This window comes from Rothia nasimurium (assembly GCF_928392795.1).
GTDB classification, from domain to species: domain Bacteria; phylum Actinomycetota; class Actinomycetes; order Actinomycetales; family Micrococcaceae; genus Rothia; species Rothia nasimurium_F.
Window position 1 is genome coordinate 401,040 of record NZ_CAKMTJ010000001.1, and the last position, 25,449, is coordinate 426,488.

Annotated in this window: 20 protein-coding genes; 14 read left to right on the forward strand and 6 right to left on the reverse strand. The window is 61.4% G+C overall.

The annotated features are described in order from the left end of the window. Nucleotides 1-13 precede the first annotated feature (13 nt). The gene (locus tag L6963_RS01770; RefSeq protein WP_237206409.1) at nucleotides 14-631 is read left to right on the forward strand and encodes an LURP-one-related/scramblase family protein; all 618 of its coding nucleotides are present in this window, start codon (nucleotides 14-16) and stop codon (nucleotides 629-631) included. Nucleotides 632-637: 6 nt separating this feature from the next. Here the strand turns inward: L6963_RS01770 and L6963_RS01775 are convergent, their stop codons facing one another. After that, nucleotides 638-1,855, reverse strand: coding sequence for an aminotransferase class I/II-fold pyridoxal phosphate-dependent enzyme (locus tag L6963_RS01775; protein WP_237206410.1), 1,218 nt, complete (start codon nucleotides 1,853-1,855; stop codon nucleotides 638-640). Nucleotides 1,856-2,010: 155 nt separating this feature from the next. On the opposite strand from L6963_RS01775, the gene coaD reads away from it, so the two are divergent. The 4 genes from coaD to rnc all read left to right on the forward strand — a co-directional run bounded on the left by coaD (nucleotide 2,011) and on the right by rnc (nucleotide 4,070). After that, entirely contained in the window at nucleotides 2,011-2,487 is a 477-nt protein-coding gene (gene coaD / locus L6963_RS01780) for a pantetheine-phosphate adenylyltransferase (protein ID WP_135011067.1), read from the forward strand. Between the two features lie 169 nt (nucleotides 2,488-2,656). Beyond that, the gene (locus L6963_RS01785) at nucleotides 2,657-3,139 is read left to right on the forward strand and encodes a YceD family protein (RefSeq protein ID WP_185174525.1); all 483 of its coding nucleotides are present in this window, start codon (nucleotides 2,657-2,659) and stop codon (nucleotides 3,137-3,139) included. A gap of 33 nt (nucleotides 3,140-3,172) precedes the next feature. Beyond that, on the forward strand, nucleotides 3,173-3,376 hold the full coding sequence (gene rpmF, locus L6963_RS01790; RefSeq protein WP_135011069.1) for a 50S ribosomal protein L32: 204 nt from the start codon (nucleotides 3,173-3,175) through the stop codon (nucleotides 3,374-3,376). A gap of 10 nt (nucleotides 3,377-3,386) precedes the next feature. Continuing rightward, nucleotides 3,387-4,070, forward strand: a complete 684-nt coding sequence (rnc, locus tag L6963_RS01795; RefSeq protein WP_185174526.1) for a ribonuclease III — start codon at nucleotides 3,387-3,389, stop codon at nucleotides 4,068-4,070. 100 nt (nucleotides 4,071-4,170) lie between these two features. On the opposite strand, the gene L6963_RS01800 is transcribed toward rnc, so the two are convergent. Further along, complete coding sequence (locus L6963_RS01800) at nucleotides 4,171-5,679, reverse strand: amino acid permease (protein ID WP_237206411.1); 1,509 nt, start codon at nucleotides 5,677-5,679, stop codon at nucleotides 4,171-4,173. Nucleotides 5,680-5,844: 165 nt separating this feature from the next. On the opposite strand from L6963_RS01800, the gene mutM reads away from it, so the two are divergent. Next, on the forward strand, nucleotides 5,845-6,798 hold the full coding sequence (gene mutM / locus L6963_RS01805) for a bifunctional DNA-formamidopyrimidine glycosylase/DNA-(apurinic or apyrimidinic site) lyase (protein WP_237206412.1): 954 nt from the start codon (nucleotides 5,845-5,847) through the stop codon (nucleotides 6,796-6,798). Between the two features lie 143 nt (nucleotides 6,799-6,941). On the opposite strand, the gene L6963_RS01810 is transcribed toward mutM, so the two are convergent. The 3 genes from L6963_RS01810 to L6963_RS01820 are packed head-to-tail and all read right to left on the reverse strand — an operon-like array spanning nucleotide 6,942 to nucleotide 11,757. Beyond that, on the reverse strand, nucleotides 6,942-8,006 hold the full coding sequence (locus tag L6963_RS01810) for an NAD-dependent epimerase/dehydratase family protein (protein WP_237206413.1): 1,065 nt from the start codon (nucleotides 8,004-8,006) through the stop codon (nucleotides 6,942-6,944). Further along, complete coding sequence (locus L6963_RS01815; protein WP_237206414.1) at nucleotides 8,000-10,717, reverse strand: alpha/beta fold hydrolase; 2,718 nt, start codon at nucleotides 10,715-10,717, stop codon at nucleotides 8,000-8,002. Before L6963_RS01815 ends, L6963_RS01810 begins: the two co-directional genes overlap by 7 nt. Before the next feature lie 8 nt (nucleotides 10,718-10,725). Beyond that, nucleotides 10,726-11,757, reverse strand: a complete 1,032-nt coding sequence (locus L6963_RS01820; RefSeq protein ID WP_237206415.1) for a 3-oxoacyl-ACP synthase III — start codon at nucleotides 11,755-11,757, stop codon at nucleotides 10,726-10,728. 200 nt (nucleotides 11,758-11,957) lie between these two features. Between L6963_RS01820 and smc the strand changes: the two genes are divergently transcribed. Further along, on the forward strand, nucleotides 11,958-15,434 hold the full coding sequence (smc, locus tag L6963_RS01825) for a chromosome segregation protein SMC (protein WP_237206416.1): 3,477 nt from the start codon (nucleotides 11,958-11,960) through the stop codon (nucleotides 15,432-15,434). A 6-nt stretch (nucleotides 15,435-15,440) separates the two neighbouring features. Here the strand turns inward: smc and L6963_RS01830 are convergent, their stop codons facing one another. Continuing rightward, the gene (locus tag L6963_RS01830) at nucleotides 15,441-16,799 is read right to left on the reverse strand and encodes an MFS transporter (RefSeq protein WP_237206417.1); all 1,359 of its coding nucleotides are present in this window, start codon (nucleotides 16,797-16,799) and stop codon (nucleotides 15,441-15,443) included. A gap of 155 nt (nucleotides 16,800-16,954) precedes the next feature. On the opposite strand from L6963_RS01830, the gene ftsY reads away from it, so the two are divergent. From ftsY to L6963_RS01865, 7 genes are all read left to right on the forward strand, one after another. Then, the gene (ftsY, locus tag L6963_RS01835) at nucleotides 16,955-18,058 is read left to right on the forward strand and encodes a signal recognition particle-docking protein FtsY (RefSeq protein WP_237206418.1); all 1,104 of its coding nucleotides are present in this window, start codon (nucleotides 16,955-16,957) and stop codon (nucleotides 18,056-18,058) included. A gap of 284 nt (nucleotides 18,059-18,342) precedes the next feature. Then, the gene (locus tag L6963_RS01840; RefSeq protein WP_237206419.1) at nucleotides 18,343-19,599 is read left to right on the forward strand and encodes an ammonium transporter; all 1,257 of its coding nucleotides are present in this window, start codon (nucleotides 18,343-18,345) and stop codon (nucleotides 19,597-19,599) included. Nucleotides 19,600-19,613: 14 nt separating this feature from the next. Next, a complete protein-coding gene (locus L6963_RS01845) occupies nucleotides 19,614-19,952 on the forward strand; it encodes a P-II family nitrogen regulator (protein ID WP_237186081.1) in 339 nt (112 codons plus the stop codon). A gap of 143 nt (nucleotides 19,953-20,095) precedes the next feature. Continuing rightward, nucleotides 20,096-20,926, forward strand: a complete 831-nt coding sequence (locus tag L6963_RS01850; protein ID WP_237206420.1) for an exodeoxyribonuclease III — start codon at nucleotides 20,096-20,098, stop codon at nucleotides 20,924-20,926. 428 nt (nucleotides 20,927-21,354) lie between these two features. Beyond that, nucleotides 21,355-22,341, forward strand: a complete 987-nt coding sequence (locus tag L6963_RS01855; protein ID WP_237186083.1) for an ABC transporter permease — start codon at nucleotides 21,355-21,357, stop codon at nucleotides 22,339-22,341. Next, a complete protein-coding gene (locus tag L6963_RS01860; RefSeq protein ID WP_237186084.1) occupies nucleotides 22,338-23,312 on the forward strand; it encodes an ABC transporter permease in 975 nt (324 codons plus the stop codon). The genes L6963_RS01855 and L6963_RS01860 overlap by 4 nt, the downstream gene beginning before the upstream one ends. Beyond that, the gene (locus L6963_RS01865; protein ID WP_237206421.1) at nucleotides 23,313-25,388 is read left to right on the forward strand and encodes an ABC transporter ATP-binding protein; all 2,076 of its coding nucleotides are present in this window, start codon (nucleotides 23,313-23,315) and stop codon (nucleotides 25,386-25,388) included. It abuts the gene before it with no gap. Nucleotides 25,389-25,449 lie beyond the last annotated feature (61 nt).

The window sequence follows — 25,449 nt, forward strand, 5'->3', positions numbered from 1 at the left end:
TTAGGGTGGAACTATGAGTGAGAACACAAACAACCCCGGGTATCAGCCCCAGCCGACCCCAGAAACGAACCAGGGAGCGTCCGCGCCCCTGCTGACCGAAAACACCCTGGTGGTGCAGCAAACCCGCAGCTTCATGAGCAATGACTTTGAGATGCAGAGCCAGGACGGGCGCGTGCTCGGCCGGGTGCTCACCACCGGCTCAACCGCGGGCCGCCTGCTCAAGGGCAACCGCACCTTTGACCTGGTCGACGGTAACGGGAACCTTCTTCTCAAGATCGTTGACCCCTTTGACTTTGGCCTGGACCGCTACGAACTGCTGAACCCCGATGGTTCCCTCTTCGCCCACGTGCAAAAGCAGTTCTCTTTCATGCGCAAGCGCCTGACCATCGAACTGCCTGGCCTCACCCTGGAGCTCGAAGGTAGCCTCTTTGAATACGACTTCAACATTACGGTCAATGGCCATGTCGCTGCCCGCGTCGCCCGCGAGTGGGGTGGCCTGGTAGCTGGTCTGCGCGGTAAAAGCCGTTACGGGGTGAACTTTGACCCCGGTGCCCCCGAACCTGTACGGCTGGCCATTCTGGGTGGCCTGGTGGCCCTCGATTTGATTCGAGCTAAGGACGCCCGCAACTAGCAGAACCTAGCCGCTGTAGGCGCGCAGGTGGGCGGCGGCGTCCTGCAATACTTCCGGGCGCTTACAGAAGGCAAAGCGCACGTAGGTCTCTACCTGCTGCCGATAGCTCTCGGTGGTAAAGGCGGTCAGCGGAATCAGGGCTACCCCGGCCTGCGCGGGAAGACGCTGGCAGAGTTCTTCTGCCGATTTGAGGCCCTGTTCAGCTAAGACCTGTGATACATCGGCCACGGCGAAGAAGGTACCGGCCGGGGGAGTCACCGCCCAGGGGGAGCCTGCTAGGTTTTCCACCAAAACCTGACGCTGCTGGGCGTAGCGCTCTTTGACCCCTGAGTAAAAATCGTCACCCAGTCCCACACCGATAGCTGCAGCAGCCTGTAGAGGAGCCGCCGCAGAGTGAGTGAAGTAGCCCTTGACCAGGCGAATAGGGAGTATGAGGTCTGCCGGGCCGGTCATCCAGCCCACCCGCCAGCCGGTGGCAGAATGGGTTTTCGAAATTGCGGAGACTGCCACCGTCCGCTCAGCCGCTCCCGGGAGGGTCTGAATGGGCTGGTAAGGGCCGTCAAAAACCAGGTGCTCGTAGACCTGATCGGCCAGAATGACCGCGTTGAACTTGGTCGCCAGCTCTACAATCTTGGTCTTGGCTTCGACTGAGAATACCGCTCCGGTGGGGTTATGCGGGTCATTGACCACCACCAGGGCAGTGCGGTCAGAAAAAGCCGACTCGAGGGCGTCCAGGTCGGGTTCAAAGCTGGGCGGCACGAGCGGAACGGTGCGGACGCGCGCCCCGGCCAGGGCGGCAGCGGCTGGGTAGAGGTCGTAGTAGGGCTCAAAGAGGATAACCTCGTCCCCGGGCTCTACCAGGGCCGCTATGGTGGCAGCGAGAGCTTCAGAGGCACCTGCTGTTACCGTCACCTGGGTATCGGGGTCGAGGGTAAGCCCGTAGAAACGCTGCTGGTGCTCGGCAATTGCCTGGCGCAGAGCCGGGTTGCCCGCAATCGTGGCATATTGATTGACTCCGTCCGCCAGGGCCTGCGCTGCGGCGTCAAGCATCTCGGCGGGCCCGTCCGTGTCTGGAAAACCCTGGCCCAGATTCAGGGCACCGTAGCGGTGAGCAAGGGCCGACATCTCTTCGAAGATGGTAGAGCGCCAGTGGCCGTCCGCCCCCATCAGCCCGGCCGCTATCCCAACCCGTTCAAAGGCCCGTTGCTTCTTCTCAGTGGCCATCCGGTGCCTACCCCGCTCTCGTCTAGCCCACCGCCGTACGTGCAGGGCGGGCGTCCGTATCTTTGTCTGAACCCAAGATTACCGGCCTAGCCCTGTTGCCCAAGAGAGCATGACTTAGTGTGTCATACCTAACCAACCTGCGGTAGCCTAGAGACATGCAATTGGTTGTCTGCCCCGGATCCTTTGACCCCATCCATAACGGTCACGTCGAAATCATCACCCGCGCCGCAAAAATCTACGGTAACGTCATCGTCGCGGTCTCCCACAACTCCAAGAAAAAGTACCGCTTCACCCTCGAAGAGCGCGTCGCCATGGTTGAGGAAACCTTCGCCCTGTTCGACGGGGTGAGTGCCAAAGTGCTACCCGAGGGGGAGCTACTGGCTAACTTCGTGCGCGACCAGGGGTCCGTGCTCATCGTGAAGGGGCTGCGCAATACCGCTGACTATGAATACGAGGCTCCCATGGCCTCGATGAACCGGCACATCGCCGGGGTTGAAACCAGCTTTATCGCCGGAGACCCCAAGTACAACCACATCTCATCGACCATCGTTAAAGAGGTCGCAGGCTTCGGTGGGGACGTGCGGGCTTTCGTCCCGCGCGCGGTGCAGCGAGCCCTCTACCCCGAGCATTAATGTGGTCAGCCAAACAAGAGGTTAAACCTAGAGCGCTTGATTCGGCCGGTCTTAAGCCCCTAAAATAGGTACTTGGTTTAAAACATTCGATAGGGAGTTCGTCATTTCACGAAAAGATTCATCGCCCCTTAAGATCTCGGTTCGAGATCTAGCTCATCGCCCGGGCGCAATGGAGACCCTTGATGAAGTTCTGCCAGCGCCAAGCGACTTTGGCAACGCTCTGATTGAGGCGGAAGAAGGCAGCGACATTGACCTCAATGTTCGCCTGGAATCCGTTTCAGATGGTATCTTGGTAACTGGTACTGCAACTGTCACCGTTTCCGGTGAATGCAGCCTCTGCCTAGACCCGGTTGACTTTGATGTTACAGCCGATGTTCAAGAGCTTTTTGTTTTCGAGAAGGCCCCCGAAGGCGGCCCCGAAGATGAAGTAGATGAGCAGTACGCCGTAGAGAACGATGAAATTGATCTCGAACCGGCGCTGCGGGACGCAGTGATTCTTCAACTGCCGTTCCAACCTGTTTGCAGTGACTCCTGCCAGGGCCTGTGCTCCGAATGCGGCGCACGCCTAGAGGACGACCCTGAGCACCACCATGAGGTCATCGACCCCCGGTGGAACGCGCTATCAGCGCTGCTCGATGCGAACGACAAATAAAACTTATAAAGCAACAAGAGAAAAGAGATAGCTGTGGCTGTTCCCAAGCGGAAAATGTCCCGTGCTAACACCCGCGCCCGCCGTTCCCAGTGGAAGGCTTCCGTTCCTCAGCTGGTCAAGACCGTAGAAAACGGTCGCGTCACCTACTCCCTGCCCCACCAGGCAAAGCTCGTGACTGACTCAGCTGGCAACGAACTCTTCTACGAGTACAAGGGCCGCAAGGTAGCTGACGCCTAATTCGCGCCTTATGACTAACTCTGCATCACAAGAGTTTCTGAAACGTCTCGGTATCGACCTCGATACCGAGACGTTTCAGCTTGCAATGACTCACCGCTCCTACTCCTTTGAAAACGGCGGCATACCCCACAACGAGCGCCTAGAATTCCTGGGCGACTCCGTGCTGTCCCTGGCCGTCGCCTCAGAGCTCTACAAGAAGTTCCCTGACCTGCCCGAGGGCGAGCTGGTCAAGCGCCACCACGTGATTGTTTCTACCCGAACCCTGGCCAACCTGGCCCGCAGCCTCAAGCTGGGGCCCTGCGTCCGACTGGGTAAGGGGGAGAAGAAAACCGGTGGTGCCGATAAGGACTCCATCCTGGCTGACACCATGGAAGCCGTATTCGGTGCCGTGTATATGAAGCACGGCCCTGAGGCCGCCCACCAGCTCGTGCTGGCCCATACCTCCCACCTGCTGGATGACAACAAGACCCTGAATATCGGGCGCGACTGGAAGACTGAAATCCAGGAATACGCTGCCGCCCAGGGCACCGGCGAGCCCGTCTACGAGGTTGAGGGCACCGGCCCCGACCACGCCCGCCGCTACACCGCCAAGGTCCTCCTGGCCGGGAAGGTCATGGGGCAGGGCAAGGGCACCAGCAAGAAGGAAGCCGAGCGTATGGCTGCCGAACAGGCCTACTACAGGGTCTACGGCTAGGCCAAGCAAGACTTTACCTACACAAAGAGGGGCGGCTCCACCGAAAGATATCGGTGGAGCCCCCCTCTTGTCGTGCTACCAGGCTGATGCCTTGCTGCGGCTAGGGCAGGCTGATTTCGTCATCCCTACCCACAATGTTGATAGAGGTGGTCTGGGTGGGAACCTGCTCTAAACGCTCGGCTGCCAGAGCCCGTACTCGCTTGCGGACGGCCAGCCAGCCAACCACCAGCACGGGCACCACCAGAAGCATGGCCGCCAGGGCGTAGGTGCCGATGGGGTAGTCGAAGGCGATGAGCACCAGTACACCCACCAGGAAGGCCATGGTGAGCCAGTTGGTGACGGGCGCTAGGGGAGCCTGATACTCGGGGCGGACGCGCTCACCCCGGCGGGCCATGGCCACAAAGCGCTGGTGGGGTAGGGTGATGGCCATCCAGCCAATCACGATACAGACGGCTGAGATGTTGAGGACGATCTCAAAGGCCTCTGAGGGCTTCCAGTAGTTGATGGCTACACCGAGCAGGGCCACGGCGCCGGTGAGCAGGATACCGCCAATGGGTACGCCAGACTTGCTCATAGCCCCGGTGAAGCGGGGAGCTGAGCCGTTCATGGCCATGGAGTGGGTGATACGGCCTGTGGAGTAGAGACCCGCGTTCAGCGATGAGGCCGCTGCGGTAATGACCACCAGCTGCATGATGGGGGCAGCGTAGTCGACCCCGATAGAACCGAAGAAGGTGACGAAGGGGGACTCGTCAGCTGAGTAAGCGTCGTAGGGCAGCAGCAGGGAGAGCAGCAGTACGGAGCCTACATAGAAGAGGGCGATACGCCAGACCACGGTATTGATGGCCTTGGGGATAGCCTTGCGGGGGTCCTTGATTTCACCCGAGGCTGTACCGACCAGCTCAATACCGGAGTAGGCGAAGATAACGCCCTGAGAGACCACCAGGGCAGCCAGCAGGCCGTTGGGGAGGAAACCGGACTCCGCGATATGGGTAAAGCCCACGGGGGAACCGGTGGGGGTACCAAAAATGACGAAGAAGATGCCAATCACCATGAAAAGCAGCAGGGAGCCCACCTTGATGAGGGCAAACCAGAACTCGAGTTCACCAAAGATCTTGACCGAAATTAGGTTCATCGAGACCACCACAACAATGACGACCAACGCCACAACCCACTGGTCTATCTGCTCAATAGCCGGGATGTACTGGCCGAACCAGTTGAAGTAGATAGCGATAGCGGTGGCATCGACGATGGCGGTGGCGGCCCAGGAGAACCAGTACATCCAGCCCACGAAGAAGGCCCATTTTTCGCCGTAGAATTCGCGGGTGTAGCTCACGAAGGAGCCGGACGAGGGGCGGTAGCTGACCAGTTCACCCAGCTGCCGCAGAATCAGGTAGCCGAAAAAACCTGCGATCGCGTAGAGGAAGATGAGGGAGGGGCCGGCGTCGTGCAGGCGTCCGCCCGCGCCGAGAAAGAGGCCGGTTCCGATGGACCCGCCCATGGCAATCATCTGAATCTGCCGGGGCTTGAGGCCCTGCTGGAAGCCCTCTTGCTCGTGGGCGAAGGACGGCACATCAGCGTGCTGCCCCGTGGGGGTTGGGGGTGTCGACAAAAGTCTCTCCTTTTACAGAAGGGTTGGTTCTGCCCCTGCCGCCCGCCATATATCAGTAGGCTGGTGACAGGTGAGAATGCACAGGGTCTATTCTGCACCTGATATGTTCAATATGTGGGCACCACGCGGTGCATATTTTTTCATTTTTGGAAAGGCGGAGTGAATATGCCGGAGTTACCCGAGGTCGAGGTGGTCCGCCGGGGCCTAGCCGGGCACATTCTCGGCGCCGTGCTGGAGCGCGTGCAGGTGGTGGACGGACGCTCGGTGCGGCGCCACGAGGCCGGGCCGGTGGACTTCGAGAGGCTACTCACAGGCCAACGGATTATCGATGTGGCAAGACGAGGTAAGTACCTCTGGCTGCTTTTTGAGAACAACGAAGACTTTGCCCTGGTCATCCACCTGGGCATGAGTGGCCAGGTGCTCCTCAAAGACCCCGAGATGCCAGCAGAAAAACACCTCAAGGTGCTCATAGACTTAGCAGGAGCCACCGACGAGAGTGGGTGCGAAGCCCCGCTCACCCTGCGCTTTGTGGACCAGCGTATCTTCGGCGGCATGTTTGTAAGCCCCCTGCTCCCCGTACACAACGCCGCCGGGGAGCCGGTGCCGGGGGCGTCCGCGTCCGCACTGGGGCTACCCCTCATCCCGCAGGCCGTTGCCCACATCGCCCGCGACCCGCTCGACCCCCACTTCGACTTCGGGCAGTTCAGACGCACCATGCTGGGCACCTCCACCGGCATCAAGAAGCTCCTGCTCGACCAAAGCGCCATTTCCGGGGTAGGCAACATCTACGCCGACGAGGCCCTCTGGAGAGCCCGCCTACACTACGCTAAACCGGCCAAGAGTATCTCCGCCTCAACCGCCCGGGACTTGGTGGACGCCGCGCGCACCGTCATGCGGGATGCCCTAGCCCAGGGCGGCACCAGCTTCGATGCCCTCTACGTCAATGTCAACGGGGAGTCGGGCTACTTCGACAGGTCCCTCAATGCCTACGGGCAGGCAGGCCAGCCCTGCCCCCGCTGCCTAGAAGCGGGGCGCACCTCGCTGATGGTGCGGGAGCCCTTCGGGGGCAGGAGCTCCTACCGGTGCCCTCACTGTCAGAGAAGACCTCGGGGCATGTAACAACATCAGGGAATAGAAAGTCAGGCAGAGCGCCTAGGCCAGCAACCCTCTTGGTCTCGCGCGGGGCGCTCGCCCAATTCACCGCCAGCCCCGGTCCAGCTGGCTGTCGGCGCTCTGCCTGCCTATTCGAAAAGGGCTAGTTATTAGTTCCTACGAAATCTGCGTCCGTAGTAGTCGCCCAGCCGCTCATACCCTTCTTCCAGGGAGATGGCAGGGGACCAGTCCAGGAGTTCCCGGGTGGTGCGCTGGTCGAACCAGTGGGCGGTGGACAGCTGCTCGGCTAAGAAAGAGGTCAGCGGGGGAATCTGCCCGGGGGCACAACGGGCCCAGGCCTTTTCCATCACCAAACCCAGCCCATAGGCCACGGACGCCGGCAGCGAGTAGGCCGGGGGCTTGACGCCGCAGGCGGTACACATACCGGCGATAATCTCACCGACCGGGCGGGGCTGGCCGTTGGTAACCACCAGGGGTACCCCGCGAATCGCTTCCAGGCGCTGGTAGCCGCGTACGAAAGCGTCCGCCCCGTTATCGATGTAGAGGGTGTCAATCATGGCGGTGCCCCGATTGAGCAGGGGTAGACGCCCAGCAGCGGCGCGTTCTAGGACGCGCTCCACCAGCTGGGTATCGCCGGGGCCCCAGACAATGTGGGGGCGCAGCACACCCACCCAGAAGTCGTCCGCATTGTAGCTTAGGGCCAGCAGCTCAGACTCGGCCTTAGACCGGGCATAGTTACCGCGGGCCTGGTCGGGGCTAGCGGGCGGGTTACCTTCGCCCACGATGGAGGCTCCAGTGTGGGCTACAGAGGGCGAAGAGGTGTGCAGGAACTTGCCGATACCGACTGTGCGGGCGGCATCGAGCAGGGTGCGGGTGCCCTCAATATTGACCTGCCGGTAGTCCTCCCAGTCTCCGACCACAGACACCTTGGCTGCCAGGTGGATAACACCCTGAACGCCGGTGACAGCCCGGCGGACCGCCAGCTGGTCTGTGAGAGAACCCTGCACCTGGTCGAAGCGGTCAGCCAGGTGGGCAGGGAGCATCTGGGCGATACCGGAGTCCCCGCGCTGAAAGGCCCGCACAGAGTAGCCGGCACGGAGCAGAGCAAAGACGACCTCGCGGCCAAGAAGCCCCGAGGCACCGGTGACCAGCACCCGCTCATCGCGAGTAGGCTGACAGAACTCGGGGGCGAGCGGACGCAGCGAAACTACCACGCGATAACCCCCTTTCCCAGACGGGCCTTTTTCCCCTGGAGGAGTTGCTCAGCCCAGGCAGCAAGAACCGGGCGGTCAATCTTCGAGTTGTGTCGCACATCGGTGGGGTGCTCAGCAACAACCAGCACAGCCGATACCTCTACACCGGTCTCAGCCAGTACCCGCTCCCGCACCCGCTGGGCTAGGTCGGCTGGTGCCAGGCCGTTGTGGGTTTTCTTGCCCCGGAAGGTGGGGCCAACTTCGGCCACGATGAGGACGGACGCCGCCCCGGCCGGGCCGGTAGCAACAGCGGCTGCCCGGCGCACCTCAGCATCGAGCTCGGCAGCCTGTTCCAGGGCAACCGGGGTGAGTACGCCCTGGGCGGTCACCAGCACGTGGGCAAGGCGGCCCTCAACCCAGAGGCGTCCGCTGGCATCGAAATGCCCCACATCGCCGGTGCGGTGCCAGCCGGGGGTGGCGCTGGAAGCGCGTTCGGTGACCCAGAGGGTGTCGTAGCGGTCCTTGATGTGCGGGGCTGCCACCAGAATTTCACCGGTGATACCGGGTTCGCTGGTCACCTGCTCCGAGACCGTGCCGTCTTCAAGCAGGGGAGCGATCTGCAGGGCTGCCCCGTGGACGGGGGTACCAACGCAGACACCGCCGCCAGCGCCGAGGAGCCCGGCTGCCGCGTCCTGCTCGGCCTGCTGAATCTGGGCGTAGGAGACGTCGGTGGTGGGCAGGGACTCGGTCATGCCGTAGGGGGTGTGCAGGGAAGCTGCCGGCAGCAGGGTCTGCAGGCGGGCCAGCAGGGGAGAGGTAATGGGAGCCCCGGCGGAGAGCAGGGTGGTGACCTGCCCCAGGGCAGAGCGCTGCTGGCTGCTGAGGCCATCGACGGTCTCGAGCACGTTCATCAGGGCTGCCGGGGAAGCAAAGACCGTGGTTGCCCCAATTGCCGAAGCTGCGGATGCCAGGGCTGCGGCGGTGAGGGTCTTAGGTTTGGTGACGTCCATGGCCGGGGTGACAGAGGTAGCTCCCAGGGCCGGGCCCAGCAGGGCGAAGGGGGCAAAGCCCGCAACCAGACCGCTGCCGGCAGCCAGATCGTAGGTGGCTGCGATGGTATCCCGCATAGCCGCTAGCTGGCGGTGGGTGTAGACCACGCCCTTGGCCGGGCCGGTGGAGCCTGACGTGTAGAGGATAGCGGCGTCCGCATCGGGGTCAGGGTCGGCTACCGCAAAAATCTCAGGGGCTGCAAAGTCATCGACCGCACCCACCACGCCCAGGGCCCGGGCAGCGGCAGCGGGAAGGGAACCGGCTGCAATACGCTGGCCGGGCCAGCCCAGGGTACGGGCCAAGGTGAGGGCAGCCGGAATACCGATGAGCCAGGACGGGCGGGCCCCCTTGAGCGCGCGCGTCAGCCCCGCAGCGCCCAGGCCGGTATCGGCCACAACAATCACGGCCCCAATTTTGAGGCAAGCATAGATGAGGGTGGTGAGCTTAATGCCGGGTGGCACCAGCAGATTGACCCGGTCGCCGGGCTTCACCCCGAGCCGGTGCAGGCCAGAGGCAACCCGGTCTACTTCGGCAGCTAGTTCAGCCCACGAGAGCTGGGCGGCTACCTCGGTGCCGTCCCCCTTGCTGCTCATATCAACGATAGCTAGGGTGGTGTCGTCAGCCCGGTCTGCCAGCTCGGCTCCCATAGGGCGGTAATGAGCGGACGCCGGCACCCGGGCAGCGCGCGCGGTGAGGTGGAGGTCCCGCTGGGTGGTGCCGGTGACAAAGTGCTCGGTCAGCCAGTCCAGAATGGGGCTGGCGATGTCTTCGTCTTCGGCAACCAGGTGGCTGGCGGTTTCAAAACGGTGGATATCTGCCTGCGGCAGGCGGGTAGCCAGGTCGGCCATGTAGCGGCGCTGAAAGACCGGGTCTTTAGTTCCCCAGAGCATCAGGGCAGGTACATCGAGCTCGGTAATACCTTCGGCAATAGAGACCATAGGGCGGTAGCTGGCAGCCGCTTCGGTTGCCGGTATGTCGGCCACGAAATTTCGCACGCCCACCCGATGCTCGGCGGTGGTGTAGGGAAGCTTGTAGGCCTTCTTGACCGCAGCATCAAGCCCGCCCTGGGCCAGGCCCAGAGTCACGTCGATAAAGGCGGTTGATTTTTCGGTCGCCCAGGAATGTAGAGCCGGGTTGAGGGCTGCCTGCAGGGCTACCGGGATCTTCTCACCGGCGTCATGAAAAACAGCGGTGTTGGTCAGCACGACACCCGAGACAATCTCACGGTGGCGCAGGGCCCACCCCAGCGAGATCAGCCCGCCCCAGTCATGGGCCAGCGTGACAAGGGGCAGCTCGGTAGTATCAAGCCCAAGCGCGGCGGTAAAATCACCGAGGTCAGCGATACGGTCTGAGAGCGAGCGGGTTAGGCCGGTGCGCTCCGAATAGCCCATATCGAGCTGGTCTACCGCTACAATGCGCCAGGGCTGCTCGGCAACAGTGGCGGCAGCGATGACCGACCGCCAGAGATAGGACCAGGTGGGGTTACCGTGCACCGCCAGTACGGTACCGACCGGAGTGCGCCCGGCGGCCTCGAGCGCCGGGCCATTATCGAGGTAGTGCCAGCGGCGGCTAGCCCCGGCTTCTTCTACCGGGGCGGACGCGGGCACCTGCACCTGCTGGGACCAGGCAGGGTCAACGCCGGGCCAGAGAGCAGGAACAGGAGTGAGCTGAGAAAACGTCATAGCGGCTCCTACCAGGTGATTTCCATGAGCGCGGTGTTCAGGCCGGAGCCCACACCCATGCAGAGAATACGGTCACCGGCTACGAAGTGGGCGCTTTCCTCAGCCAGGGTCATGGGAAGGGCGGCTGCCGCCACGTTACCCCAGACCGGGAAGGTCATGGGGATGCGCTCGCGGTCGATACCCACGGCTTCAATAATGGCGTTGGTGTGGGCGTTAGAAATTTGGTGGGTTACGTAGGAGCGCATGTTGCCCCAGTCCCAGCCGTTCTGGTGGGCTTCTTCCCAGGCCTCAGCAACCAGCTGCAGGCCGTGCTTGAGCAGACCCGCGGCGTCCGTATTCATCCCCTGGTCGGCTTCACCGCCAATGCAGAGATTGCGGTGCTCGGTTCCCGCGCGGGAAACCGAACCGATAATCTTGTGGCCCGCCGGGTGCAGGTCGGAGCGGCCAATGACGGCGGCCGCAGCTCCCGAGCCCAGGGTCAGGGTAGCGAACTGGGCCAGCACATCGTCTCGGGTTGAATCGGGGCGGTTCAGCTGGCGCAGGGCGGTGGCGTGCCAGGGGGAGGGGTCTTCACCGTCGACGATGAGGGCGTAGTCGATAGCCCCGGCATCAATCATGGTAGCGGCAACCGTAATGCCGTTGACGAAGCCCAGGCAAGCGTTGGTGATATCGAAGTTCAGGGCGTGGCGGGGCAGACCCAGGCGGTCGTGAATACCCACGGCCACGGCTGGTTCAAAATTATCGCGGGTGACCGAGGTGTTAATAATCAGCCCGATTTGTTCCTTGCTGATACCGGCCTGGGCGATAGCCTGCTCAGCAGCCTGCACCGCGCCGTCCTCAAAATGCATGGAGGAGCCCCAGGAGCGGCGCTCGCTAATACCGGCGAGGCGCTCGAGTAGGCCCTTGGGCATCCTCAGCCGCTTGTAGGTGGCCGCTAGTTGCTCGTCAAAGTAGGAGCTGGTGACGACCTCCGGCGGTAGCACCCTGGTTACCGATAGCAGGGAGGCGTTCTTGTGGCGAATATCTGAATTAGCGGTCAATCTACTCTTCTAGCCTTAGTGCGGACTTGGGTAAGCCCTTATTTGAAGAAACAGGGCACTTTTTCAATAATATGCCCCGGCGGGGCAGGTGCGGTGATTGATGGTGCGGGTTCATCTCACACCGAACAGGGGCGCGGGCCTGCGGTAAAGTGGTAAGCCGACCCAAACCCGTTTTTACCCAACCGATGGGGCCCACCACTATGTACCTAAAATCTTTGACCGTGCGCGGCTTTAAGTCTTTTGCGTCGGCCACCGTGTTTGAGTTTGAGCCTGGCTTGAATGTGCTGGTGGGGCCGAACGGGTCGGGTAAATCGAACGTGGTGGATGCCCTTGCCTGGGTGATGGGTGCCCAGGGGGCTAAGCAGCTGCGTGGTGGCGCCATGAAGGACGTCATTTTTGCTGGCGGTGGTTCCCGCGGTGCGCTGGGGCGCGCCAAGGTTGAGCTGGTGATTGATAACGAGGACGGCGCCCTGCCGCTGCCTCATGCTGAGATCCGGCTTTCGCGCACCATGTTTTCTGCAGGCGGTTCTGAGTACGAGATCAACGGGGAGCCTGCCCGTCTGGCTGATGTGCAGGACCTACTGGCGGACGCTGGCGTGGGCCGGGAACTCTACACCCTGGTGGGGCAGGGGCAGGTCGATAAGATTTTGCACGGCACCGCTGATGACCGGCGCGAGTTGATTGAGCAGGCTGCTGGCTTGCTCAAGCACCGTAAGCGCCAGGCGAAGACCGCGAGCAAGCTTGATGATTTGAAGACCAATCTTGACCGGCTGGAGGATTTAGCCGGTGAGCTGGCTGAGCAGCTGGAAGGACGCCGGGAGCAGGCTGACGCGGCCCGGGCAGCTAGCGAGGTGGCGGGTCGTGTTCGCAGTCTGACCGCTGATCTTCTGGCTCATGACGCGCGTGCCATGATGCAGGAGCGGGAGGCCGAGCAGGCCGCTGGCCAGCAGGCTGAGGCTGCCCGCCTACGGGCGCAGGAGCGCAGCCGCACCCTCGAGGGGCAGCTGGGGGAGTTGGCCAAGGCCCGGCAGGTAGCCCAGCAGGCACTTGATGAGGCCACCCAGCGCCGTACCTCCCTGAAAGAGGTTGCCCACCTGGTGGAGACGGTTCAGCTGGTGGCCGCTGAACGTTTGTCCGCCTCCCACCACCAGGAAGAAGACCAGGACGCCGCCACCCGCCTGGTTTCGGCTCAGCAGGCCTGTGCCCGTGAGGAAGAAAACCTTGAACGGGCCCGGGAGGCGGGGAAAGCGGCTGAAGAAGAACTTACCGCTGCCCACTCTGCCCTAGAAAAGGCTCGGGCAGAGCAGAGCGCAGCCCAGCAGGCCCTGGCTACGGCCGACCAGCAGGTGCGGGACTATAAGGAGAACCTGTCGCAGCTTACCGCCCAGCTGGCTACCGCCCGCGTAGCTTTTGAGCGAGCCGGTGAAGAGACCGCCCGACGAGTAGCTGAGTATGCCGAAGCTAAAGAGCAGGGGGCTTCAGCCGGTGCTGATACCGAGCGGGCCCAGGCAGCTGTGAACGGCTACCGGGAGCAGCTAGAGCGGGCCGAAGCCGAAGAAGAAAACCTGCGTCGGGCGCGGCAGCGGGCGAGCGAAGCGGTGGAGTCCAGCCGCAAAGAACTGCATCAAGCTCAGGTAAAGCTTCATGCTGCTCAAGCTCGCTGCGAGGCCCTTGAGGCGGCCTGGCAGCATGACGATGCCGAAAGTGGCGATAGTGAAGGTCTCCGCCAGCAGGCCCTGGAGCAGGGAGCTCAGGAACTTATTTCTCTACTTGAGATTGAAGATACCTGGCAGGCTGCTGTGGCTGCTGCCTTGGGCCCCTATCTGAGGGCCCTCACCCTGACGAGCGGTGAGTCCCTGCCCGCTGGAGTAACCCAGCTTTATTCCTTTGAGGGTGACATTGAGCAGATTGACCTGCATGAACTATCTACATCTCAAGCTGAGGTTTATCAAGCCCGCCCGCTGGCGGACGTCCTGACCGCACCGCAGGCCCTCAGTCGCGCCCTCGCCGTGCTCACCGCCGATATCTACCTGGCTCCCGACGAGGAAGCCGCCCGCGCCCTGGTAGCTGCCCACCCGGGTATCCGCGCTGTAACCCCCGACGGAATCGTGCTAACCGCAGGCTCAACCCTCTACCCCTCCCAAGAGCGTCCCCTGACTGAACGCTACGCTGAACTCACCCGAGCTCAACAGACCCACCGGGAGCTTGCCCAGCAACAGGAGCAGGCAGAGAGAGCCCACCAGCAGGCTGAAGAAGCACTAAAGACTGCTCAGAAGGCTGAAAAAGCCCAGGCCCGCACCACCGGCTCACTCACGGCCCAGCTAGCTGCCGCCCGGGCAGACCTTGCCACCCTCACCGGCCGAGCAGAAAGCTCACAGGCGGCCCTTGACCGTCTGCAAGAAGCCGCCACCCGTGCTGAAGAAGCCCAGAAAAAGACCCAAAGGCATGTGGAGGCCGCCCAAGAGGCTCTGGCTCGGGCTCGCAGCACAGAACCCCAAGCCGATAGCGCTACCCTGCGCGAGGCCGTCCGCACCGCAGAAAAAACCCTGGTCGAAGCCCAGGAGGCTAAAACCCTCGCCGAGGCCACAGCAACCTACGCCCGCGAAAAAGAGGAGGCTGCTCAGGCCCGTCTCGCCCAGGCCCAAGAAGCCCTTGCCGCCCTCGAAAAGGCTGAGGAAGCTCGTCAGCTGCGTCAACAAGAGGCCGCTGACGCCGGTCGTCGTGCCCGCAGGGTAGCTGCCTGCGCCAAGGCTCTGGCGCTGGCCCTCGCGCAGGTGGAGAGCCAGGAGTACGAGGAACACAGTAAGGCCCTGGCCCGTGCTGAGCAGGCCCAGCAGGTGCTCACCGCTACCCGCGAAGAACTGGCCGGTGCCCAGACCTCCCTGGCTGCTGCCCTAACCCTGCAGGCTGAATCGTCGGCCCAGGGTGCCCGCGTTGAAGCCCGCTGGGAAGCCCTGACCCAGCGGGTAGATAGCGAGTTGGGGCTCAGTCTTGAGACCCTGCTAGAGAGCCACAAGGCCAGTGACCTACCCCGGGAGGACATTGAGACTGACCTGGCGACAGCCGAGGCAGAGCTGGCCCGCCTGGGAGTTATCAACCCCCTGGCCCTTGAAGAATATGAGGCCCTCGAACAGCGCCATAGCTACCTGCGCCAGCAGATTAAAGACATCAAGACCTCGCGGGCAGACCTGTGGGCCGTGATGAAGGACGTGACCGGCCAGATTGAAACCTCTTTCAGTCGGGCACTGGCCGATGTGCAGGTGGAGTTCAGCCGGATTTTTGCTCTGCTCTTTCCCGGCGGGCAGGCCGAGCTGGTACTGGCAGACCCCAACGACCTGGAACACAGCGGCCTTGATATCCGGGTCAAGCCTGCTGGCAAGAAGGTTACCCGCCTTTCCCTGCTCTCTGGCGGCGAGCGCACTCTGGCCTCTTTAGCTCTGCTGCTGGCAGTCTTTATGGCTCGCCCAGCCCCCTTCTATGTGCTCGATGAGGTGGAAGCGGCGCTTGATGACCGGAATCTAGGCCGCCTGCTGGAGGTGCTGGCGGAACTGCGGGAGAAGTCCCAGCTGCTGATGATTACCCACCACCAGCGCACCATGGCTCAGGCCGATACCCTTTACGGCATTTCCATGCGGCAGGGGGTTTCGAGCGTGCTCTCGCACCGCCTGGCGGACTAGGGCAAGCTACTTGCCGGTGTAGCCTTCGTCAGCTATGTCTGCCGGGAACTTGGGGCGGTAGCCGGGGAACCAGCCAATAGCCGCAAGAAGAAGCAGAGCGCCGGCCACGATAAAGGCGGGGAAGAAGCCCCAGGCGTCGATAATAAAGCCAGCTACGAGCGGGCCGACGATCAGGCCGATGTCTGAGACCATCTGGTAGTAGGCCAGGGGCTGACCGCCTGAGCGCTTGTTGCCCACAATATCTGATACAGCAGCCTGCAGGGAGGGGCCGAGCAGGGCCGAAGCAATGCCCAGAAGTACAGCTGCCCCCACAAAGACAACCGGGTTGGTAATCAGGCCAAAGACGATGGTGACGATACCTGCCAGAATCAGCCCGGAAAAGACCATGGGGCGGCGGCCAATCTTATCGCCCATCTTGCCCGAGTAAATCTGGATTAGGGCGTTACCGGCTGCGTAGGTGGCCAGGGTGAAACCTGCCAGCTTGGCTCCGGCAACGGCGGCGTCGTAGCCGGCTTCACCGGCGTGTAGGTTAGCTAGGAGGGCTACGGCGGCGAGGGGAACTACGGTGGACTGTAGGCCGAAGACGCTCCACCCTACCGCCAGGTTGGTCACGAGGGCTGCCTTAAAGTTGGTGAACTTCAGGGCGTCGGCCAGCTTGAGTTCGGGCTTGGGTACGGCGATACCCTGGGTGTTGAGGTTGACCTCTTGCGGCTCGTCCTTGAGCTGGGTGAGCACTACCAGGGCAGCGCACAGGAGCATTGCCGCATAGACAAAGAAGGGTGCCCGCATACCCAGGGACGAGGCCGCTGCTCCCAGCACGGGCCCCAAAATATTGCCCAGCAAAAATGAAGTGGCAAAGTAGCCCGATACCTTACCCCGAATAGTGGGGGGAGAGTTGCGCACCAGAATACCCATGGCCGCTACGGTAAACATGACCGAACCGGTTCCGCCTACAATTCGGGAGGCAATCAGCATGGGGTAATTGACTGAAAGCCCGGCTCCGATGGAACCCAGCCCCACAATAATGAGGCCCGCCGAGTAGATACGGCGCTCGCCGAAGCGGGAAATGAGGCGCCCGGACGCCGGTGCGAAAGCCAGGCGCGAGAGGGCAAAGGCTGAGACAACGAAGGTCGCTGCCATGGCTCCCACATCGAAGCTGCGGGCAAAGCCGGGGAGCACGGGGGCGACCAGGCCGTAGCCGAGGGCAATGAGGAATGAGGCGGCAATCAGGACTTTAATTTGGGTCGGCACCTTGACGGTTTCGGTGGCGCGGGGCTTTTGGTTGCGGCTTTCCTGCCGTACGGATTCGGGGATGATGGGGATAGCCCCGGTGTCCATGGAGGGGGTGGGTATGTGGTTACTCATGTGCGTGTGTTGTGGTGCCTCTGTGCGGTATCTATCGTTCCGAAAAGTATCTTAGCTCACAATGCCTGCTGTTGTGGGGTGGCGCTGTGCAGAAGTGCATTCTACTCCCATCATCGGGGCTGTATGGAGCGTGGAGAATATGGCAAGCTAGAAGGGTGAATGATTCTCTAACTCTCATTGTGTACATACTTCTGGGTGTGCTGATTTTAGGCGGCGTGCTCGCAGTTCTGTTGCGCGGCCCTAAGGCCCCTCAGGGCGGCTACGAGGGCACTCGCGATTCTGATGACCTACCATCAGATAGCGCTGACGGCCCGGTTACCACGATCGAGCGTCCGGCGTCCGCTCAAGGCCGTCTGGTGCGTCTGCGCGCCCGACTCTCCCGCTCTAACAACCTGTTGGGCAAGGGCCTGCTGGCCCTGCTGTCCCGCGACAAGATTGACCAGGACGTCTGGGATGAGGTCGAGGAGACCCTGCTCCTGGCAGACCTGGGTGCTGAGCCCTCAGCCCGCCTGGTGGAGGCCCTGCAGCAGCGTGTGCGCGTGGAGGGCACTGAGAATCCCGCCCACGTCAAGCAGATGCTGCGTGAGGAGCTTCTTTCAATCGTGGGTGAAGATACAGACCGCTCCCTGGCGCTAGACGGTACCGACGGCAACCCCGGCGTCGTACTGGTCGTCGGTGTAAACGGCGTGGGTAAGACCACTACCGTGGGCAAGCTGGCCCGCGTGATGGTTGCCGAAGAGAAGAACCTCCTGCTGGGTGCCGCCGACACCTTCCGCGCGGCAGCTGCCGACCAGCTCCAGACCTGGGGCGATCGCGTAGGGGTCGACACCGTCCGCTCCGATAAGGACGGCGCCGACCCGGCTTCCGTTGCCTTCGAAGCTATCCGCGAGGGCAAGGCCCGCGGCGTCGATACCGTCATGATTGACACCGCCGGACGCCTGCAAAACAAGGCCGGCCTGATGGACCAGCTGGGCAAAATCAAGCGCGTGGTCGAGAAAGAAGCCCCGGTCACCGAGGTGCTCCTGGTCATTGACGCCACCACCGGCCAGAACGGCATGATCCAGGCCAAGGTCTTCTCCGAGGTCGTTCAGATTACCGGTATCGTGCTGACCAAGCTTGACGGCTCAGCCAAGGGCGGCATCGTGGTCGCTATCCAGGAAGAGCTGGGTGTACCCGTCAAGCTCATCGGCCTGGGCGAAGGCCCCGACGACCTGGCACCCTTCGAGCCCGGTGCCTTCGTTGACGCCCTCCTCGACTAAAGCGCAACCTGAGTTCATCGAGGAGCCGGGGGAACTGTTTGAAACAGTTCCCCCGGTTTTTCATGCCCGCCTAGAGCGCCGGTAACCTGCCCGTTACTGCCCGAAACACTCCCGTAACCCCTGTTTTCATGCCCGCAACACGGGGAGGGCACCTGTAACCAGGGCGAAACTCCACGCGCAAGCAGCCGAAACACGCGCAGAGAACAATAGAACCTGTCAACACACCAAGAGCCGGTCTACCGGCACACAGGTTTTCTATACGGGTTTTGAAAGGGGTAACAGGCATGGAACTCACCGCCAGTGATGTTTGGACCGTGGTCGCCGCGGCACTTGTTCTGTTCATGACACCGGGTCTCGCTCTCTTCTACAGCGGTATGACGCGAGCCAAGTCAGCACTCAACATGATGATGATGTCGGTCATCTCAATGGGACTTGTCGGCGTGTGCTGGGTGCTCTGGGGCTACAGCATGAGCGGGGGAGATGCCCTCATCCACGACATCGTCGGCTCACCCTTCAACGATTTTGGCCTATCAGCTACGCTTGCGGACGGCGGCACCAACCTCCTCTCGGTAGCCTTCAGCTCCACTTTCGCTATCATCGCGGTGGCTATCATCTCAGGGTCTATCGCAGACCGCGCCCGCTTCGGGGCCTGGTGCATCTTTGTGCCCCTCTGGCTCACCCTGGTCTACTGCCCGCTGGCCTTTATGGTCTGGGGTGGCGGTCTCTTCGGCGAAGAAGGCTTCATCGGGGCTATGTTCGGCGAAGCGATTGACTTCGCAGGTGGCTTGGTTATCCACATCAACGCCGGCGTCGCCGGTCTCATCCTGGCCCTGGTATTGGGCGCTCGCAAGGGCTTTGGGGAAGACCCCAACCAGCGCCCCCACTCCCTGCCCCTGGTCATGCTCGGCGCAGCTATCCTCTGGTTCGGCTGGTTCGGTTTCAACGTGGGGGCTGCTGCGGACGGCGCCCAGGCAGGTCTGATCTGGGTCAACACCCTTGCTGCCCCGGCAGCTGCCATGCTCGGCTGGGCCCTACTTGAACGGGTTCGCGATGGCCACGTGACCTCCCTGGGTGCGGCGTCCGGCCTGGTCTCGGGGCTGGTCGCTATCACCCCGGCCTGCGCAAACGTCGATCCGGTCGGAGCTCTGGCCCTGGGCTTTATCTCGGGTATCGCCTCAGGCTGGGCCGTGGGCCTCAAGTACCGATTGGGCTACGACGATTCCTTGGACGTTGTGGGTGTACACCTGGTTTCCGGTCTCATCGGCACTTTGGCTCTGGGTTTTATTGCAACCCCGGCTACCGGAACTGCAGGTCTCTTCTACGGTGGCGGTCTAGGCCTGCTGGTCACCCAGACCGTTGCAACCCTAATTTCTATGGCCTACTGCGCGGTTGTGACCCTGCTGATTGTGATCCCGATTCACCGCACCATGGGTTTCCGGGTCAGCGAGAAGCAGGAGGTCCAGGGGATCGACTTGGCCCAGCACGCTGAAACCGCCTACGCCATGTCGAGCGGCACCTCCGGTGCCTTCGCTAAAAACTAGAGGGAATTCACGCTATGAAACTCATTACCGCTTTGATTCAGCCCGAAAAATTCGACGACATCCGCCAGGCCCTCGAAAACTTTGGGGTCGACGGGATGACGGTGTCAGAAGCCCAGGGCTACGGACGCCAGCACGGGCACGTAGAGGTCTACCGCGGCAAGGAATACGATATTCGTCTGATTCCTAAGGTTCGCCTGGAAATCCTGGCGGACGCTGACCGGGCCGAGGACATCATCGACCTCATTATCGCCACCGCCAATACCGGTAGCGCCGGGGACGGCAAAATCTGGGTGAGCAGCGTGGACGAGGTAGTTCGAGTCCGCACCGGAGAACGCGGCGTCTCCGCCATCTAAACACAAGCGACATACAAATTTAGGGCAGATCCACGGTTTCGTGGGTCTGCCCTTACTTTTTGCAGTCTGGGTAGGAGAGCTGGCAGGGAGGTGCGGACGTGGGTCAGGGCGGCGGCGGGGGAGCGCCGGGTAGACTAGGGGGCATGAAACTTGTCTCCTGGAATGTTGATTCACTCAATGCTGCACTCACCAGTGAGTCGGCCCGTGCCCTGCTCTCCCGCGATGTCTTTGCCTCCATCGCCCTGCTGAAACCCGACGTCCTTGCCCTCCAAGAAACCAAGCTTTCAGCCAAGGGACCCACCAAGAAACATCTCGAAGCCCTGCATGCCTACTTCCCCGACTACAAGATCGCCTGGGTGTCTTCCGACGAACCCGCCCGCAAGGGCTATGCGGGCACCATGTTCCTCTACAAGCAGGAGCTAGAGCCCACCGTCACCTACCCCCGCCTCTCTGCCCCCACCACCATGGATGCAGAAGGACGCATGATCACCCTGGAATTTGAGGACTTCTACGTCACCCAGGTCTACACCCCCAACGCTTCAGACGGGCTGCGTCGCCTGCCTGACCGCCAAGTCTGGGACCGCCTCTACGCCGATTATCTTGCCGGTCTGGACGCCTCCAAGCCCGTGCTTGCAACCGGCGACTTCAACGTTGCCCACACCGAAATTGACCTGGCCAACCCCAAGGCTAACCGCCGCTCACCCGGCTTCACCGACGAAGAACGCGAGGGCTTTACCCACATTCTGTCTAGAGGGTTTACCGACACCTTCCGCCACCTGCACGGGGACGTCACCGGCGCCTACACCTGGTGGGCCCAGCGGTCCCGTACCTCCAAGATCAACAACACCGGCTGGCGCATCGACTACTGGCTGGTTTCCAACCGCCTTGCAGAAAAGGTGCGAGCCTCAGAGATGATTGACTCAGGCCCGCGCCAGGATCACACTCCGATTCTCCTCGATATCGACCTGGGCTAGGTAAAACCTAATCTAATCGGTTAGAAGCCCGAGGGCCCCTGTACCGCCAGGGGCCCTCGGGCTTTGCTGTGTCCGGGTGATGGGGGCAGGACGGTCGTTCAACAAGGGTGAACTGATATGTGAGAAAAACCGGGGTAAATGTTTAATGTTTTTAAAGTTTTAGAGCGGTAGAAACTGCAGAATCAGGCTTAAGCGGGGGAGCGGCGAAGGCTGCGCCCGTGTATTCTCGGGCTTTTTAATGCGTGGATTATTTCGGCTACGTTTCGCCGACTCTTTGCTGCGGACGAGCGGTGTGTTGCCCAACTTGATGTGACGGGTGCGACTAAATATACTCAACTCAACACGTCAGTATATGTTGGGCATCACAAGCCTGGCAGTATCTGTAAAGGCTCACACACAATGTTCGTTACCCAGAAAGAGTTCGCCTCATGATTAAGTATCTGCTGAGGCGAGCAGCTACCTACGCCGTCATGATCTTCTTAACGACGACCGGTGGCTACTTCCTCGCCGTTACCTCGCTGAACCCCGCCCTGCTTGAACAGGAACGCATTCCCCGCCCCTCACCGGAGCAGGTTCAGCGCAACTTCGCTGCCCTGAACCTCGACCCCACCATGAGTGCCTGGGACCGCTACGTCCAGTGGCTGACCAACGTTGTTCTGCACTGGGACTGGGGCCGCAGCCCCAACGGCGCCTACATCAACGCTGAATTCGGTCAGCGCGTGTGGGTATCAACCCGCCTCTACCTGGTGGCCGTGATTCTCTCCCTCATCATCGGTGTAGCCCTGGGCGTTTACTCAGCAGCTCGTCAGTACAAGTTCTCTGACCGTGTGATTACCGGCTACTCCTACCTGGTCTACATCCTGCCCGCCCCCATTGCCTACTTCCTGGTCCAGCTGGGAGCTGTAGCTATCAACAGTGCAGCGGGGGAGCGTATCTTCTTCGTAACCGGTATTTCCTCGCCAGGCCTCACCCCGGGTAGCTTCGAATACTGGGTAGACTTGGCAGCCCACTACATCGTGCCGACCTTCTGTATCACGATTATGAGCTGGGGCGGCTACCAGATTTCCCAGCGCCAGTACCTGCTCGACAGCGTCAACGCCGACTTTGTGCGCACCGCTCGCGCTAAGGGCCTCACCCGCAACCAGGCCATCCGCCGCCACGCCCTGCGAGTCTCCTTCATCCCGGTAGCCCAGTCCATCGCCTTTACCGTTCCCTCCATCTTCACCGGCGGCTTCTTCGCCGAGGCCATCTTCGCCTGGCCCGGTATTGGTCTCTGGTCAATCCAGGCAATCGGTGCCCAGGACGTCAACGCGGCAGTAGCAACCCTGGCCTACGGCTCCTTCATCTTCGCAGTTGGCGCCATCATCGCTGATATCGCCACCACCATCGTCGATCCCCGAGTGAGGATCTCATGAGCAATTCACCTTCCATCGACCACAACAACCTCACCGGTATTATCACGAGGGTCGATCAGACTAACGCTGACTTCGACATCATCAGCAAGAAGAAGATTATCTTCCGCCGCTTTATGCGTAACAAGACCGCGGTCTTTGGCCTGGTCGTCCTGCTGCTGGTGATAGCTTTCGGTCTCTTTGGCGGCTTCCTCTCCAAGTGGGACACCACCACCATCGACCCCTTCTATATCTCCACCGGCCCCAGCGCCGAGCACTGGTTCGGCACTACCAGCGCAGGTACCGACCTCTACGCCCAGATGGTTGAAGCTGTCCGCACCTCGGTCTTCATCGGTCTGATCGTGGGCGGTGTCTCCGTCATCTTTGCAGCTATCTACGGCTGCGTCATGGCCTACTTCGGCGGCAAGATCGACAAGACCATGCTGTTCGTCCTTGAGACCCTGATTATGGCGCCCAGCCTGCTGGTTGTAGCGATTGTCATCAACGGTGCTGGCGGCCAGGCCATCCGCGATAACCTGCCCGGCTGGCTCATCCTGACCATCGTGCTCCTAATCTTCAGCTGGATGTACACCGCCCGTGTGATTCGAGCTATGGCCATGTCGCTCATCTCCCGCGACTACGTCAAAGCCGCCCGCTACATGGGTGTGCACCCCCTCAAGATTGTCTGGCGTCACCTGGTTCCCAACATCGGCTCCCTGATGGTGCTTGAATTCACCCGCGGCATCACCGCAGCAATTCTGGCTGAGGTGTCTTACACCTTCATCGGTATTGGCGTGAAATACCCCAACTTCTCACTGGGGTCACTCATCGCCCAGGCCTCAAGCCAGATCAACACCCTGCCCTGGATGTTCTGGATTCCGCTGCTGTTCTTCTTCCTGCTGGTTGGCCCCCTGGCCCTGATGAATGACGGCTTGCGCGACGCCTTCGATCCCACCTCCCTGTCCGTTGGCAAAGTTAAGAAAAAGAAGAAGTAAATGAGCACTACACCAGTACTGAGCGTCCGAGACCTCAACGTAAAGTTCAATACCGAAAACGGTATTGTGCACGCGGTGCGCGGCATTGACTTCGACCTGTACGCGGGCAAGACGCTGGGCATCGTGGGCGAATCCGGCTCGGGTAAGTCGGTTGCCTCTATGGCGATTATGGGCCTGCACCCCACCACCGCAGATATCACCGGTTCCATCAAGTACAACGGCACCGAACTGCTGGGTCTGACCGATAAGCAGATGTGCGACTACCGTGGCAAAGAGATTTCCATGGTCTTCCAGGATCCGCTGTCATCACTCACCCCGGTATTCACCATCGGCCACCAGCTGGCTGAGGTACTCAAGGCCCACAACAAGGGTATGAGCGATAAGGCTATTCAGGCTCGCTCCGTGGAGCTCTTGCGTCTGGTCGGCATCCCCTCACCCGAGAGCCGTCTCAAGTCTTTCCCCCACGAGTTCTCTGGCGGTATGCGCCAGCGCGTCATGATTGCTATGGCTATTGCCAATGAGCCGCGCGTGCTGATTGCCGACGAACCCACTACCGCGCTGGACGTCACCATCCAGGCGCAGGTTCTTGAAGTCATGCAGAAGGCTCAAGAGGAGACCGGCGCTGCCACCATCATGATTACCCACGACCTGGGAATCGTGGCTGGTATGGCAGACGAAATCATGGTGATGTACGCCGGCAGGGCAGTTGAACACGCCGCAGCTGCCGACCTCTACAAGAAGCCCTCCATGCCCTACACCATCGGCCTGCTGGGTGCTGTTCCCCGCGTGGACCGCAAGGAAAAGACTTCCCTGGTGCCAATTGAGGGAACCCCGCCCAACCTGCTCAAGCCCGTGGTGGGCTGCTCCTTCGCAGCCCGCTGCCCGGTAGCTACGGACGCCTGCCTCACCGAAGAGCCTGAGCTCAAGCTGATTGCCGGTACCGGCGAGAACCACCGCTCAGCCTGCCTGTATGCAGAGAAGTTCGTCAACGAACGTCCTGAACAGATGTTCCCCGTACCCTCTATCCCGGTCTCCGCCCTCGACGGCGTACCCCGCGAAGAGCGCGCCAGCGTGCTTGAGGTAAAGGACGTCAAAAAATTCTTCCCCCTCACCAAGGGCGCCCTCATCAAGCGCCGTGTGGGCACCGTCAAGGCAGTCAACGGCGTTAGCTTCGATATCCGTGAGGGCGAGTGCTTCTCCATCGTAGGTGAGTCCGGCTGTGGTAAGACCACCACCCTGCTCGAAATCATGGAATTCTCCAAGGATATCGACGGCGAAATCGTCATCGCCGGTGTCTCCAACAAGCAGGGCCTGCGCGGCTCCGAACTCAACGCCCTGCGCAAGAATCAGCAGATGGTCTTCCAGGACCCAACGGGTGCACTCGACCCCCGCTTCACCGTCTACGAAATCCTGGCTGAGCCCCTGCAAAACCAGGGCTGGGCAGTCAAGGACATCAAGAAGCGCGTGCTTGAACTGATGAAGACCGTCGGCCTGCAACCGGACCACGTCAACCGCTTCCCCAACCAGTTCTCCGGCGGCCAGCGCCAGCGTATCGGCATCGCCCGTGCGCTCGCTGTCAACCCCAAGCTGGTGGCTCTCGACGAGCCGGTCTCTGCTCTTGACGTTTCTGTTCAGGCAGGCGTCATTAACCTGCTGGAGAAGCTGCGTGTCGAACTGGGGCTGAGCTACCTGATGGTCGCACACGATTTGGCTGTGGTGCGCCATGCCTCTGACCGTGTGGCCGTTATGTATCTGGGCAGGGTTGTTGAGATTGGCAATGTGGACGAGGTCTTTGATAACCCCGTGCACCCCTATACCCGAGCTCTACTCTCTGCCATCCCTGTGCCCGACCCCGAGGTAGAGGCCAACCGCCAACGCATTGTGCTCGAAGGTGACCTGCCCACCCCAGTGAATGCACCGGAGGGCTGTGCTTTTGCAACTCGTTGCCCCATCTTCAAGCTTCTTCCTGAAGATAAGCAGAAGAACTGCACCGAGAATGTGCCTGTTCTAAGCCGGGCGAGCGAGGACCACCAGTACGCCTGTCATTATCCTGAACACGAAGTTGCTATGAGCTAAATTACATGTATAGTATGTAATCGAAATCACTTCAAGCCCACTTTTACCCATCCTCTTTACA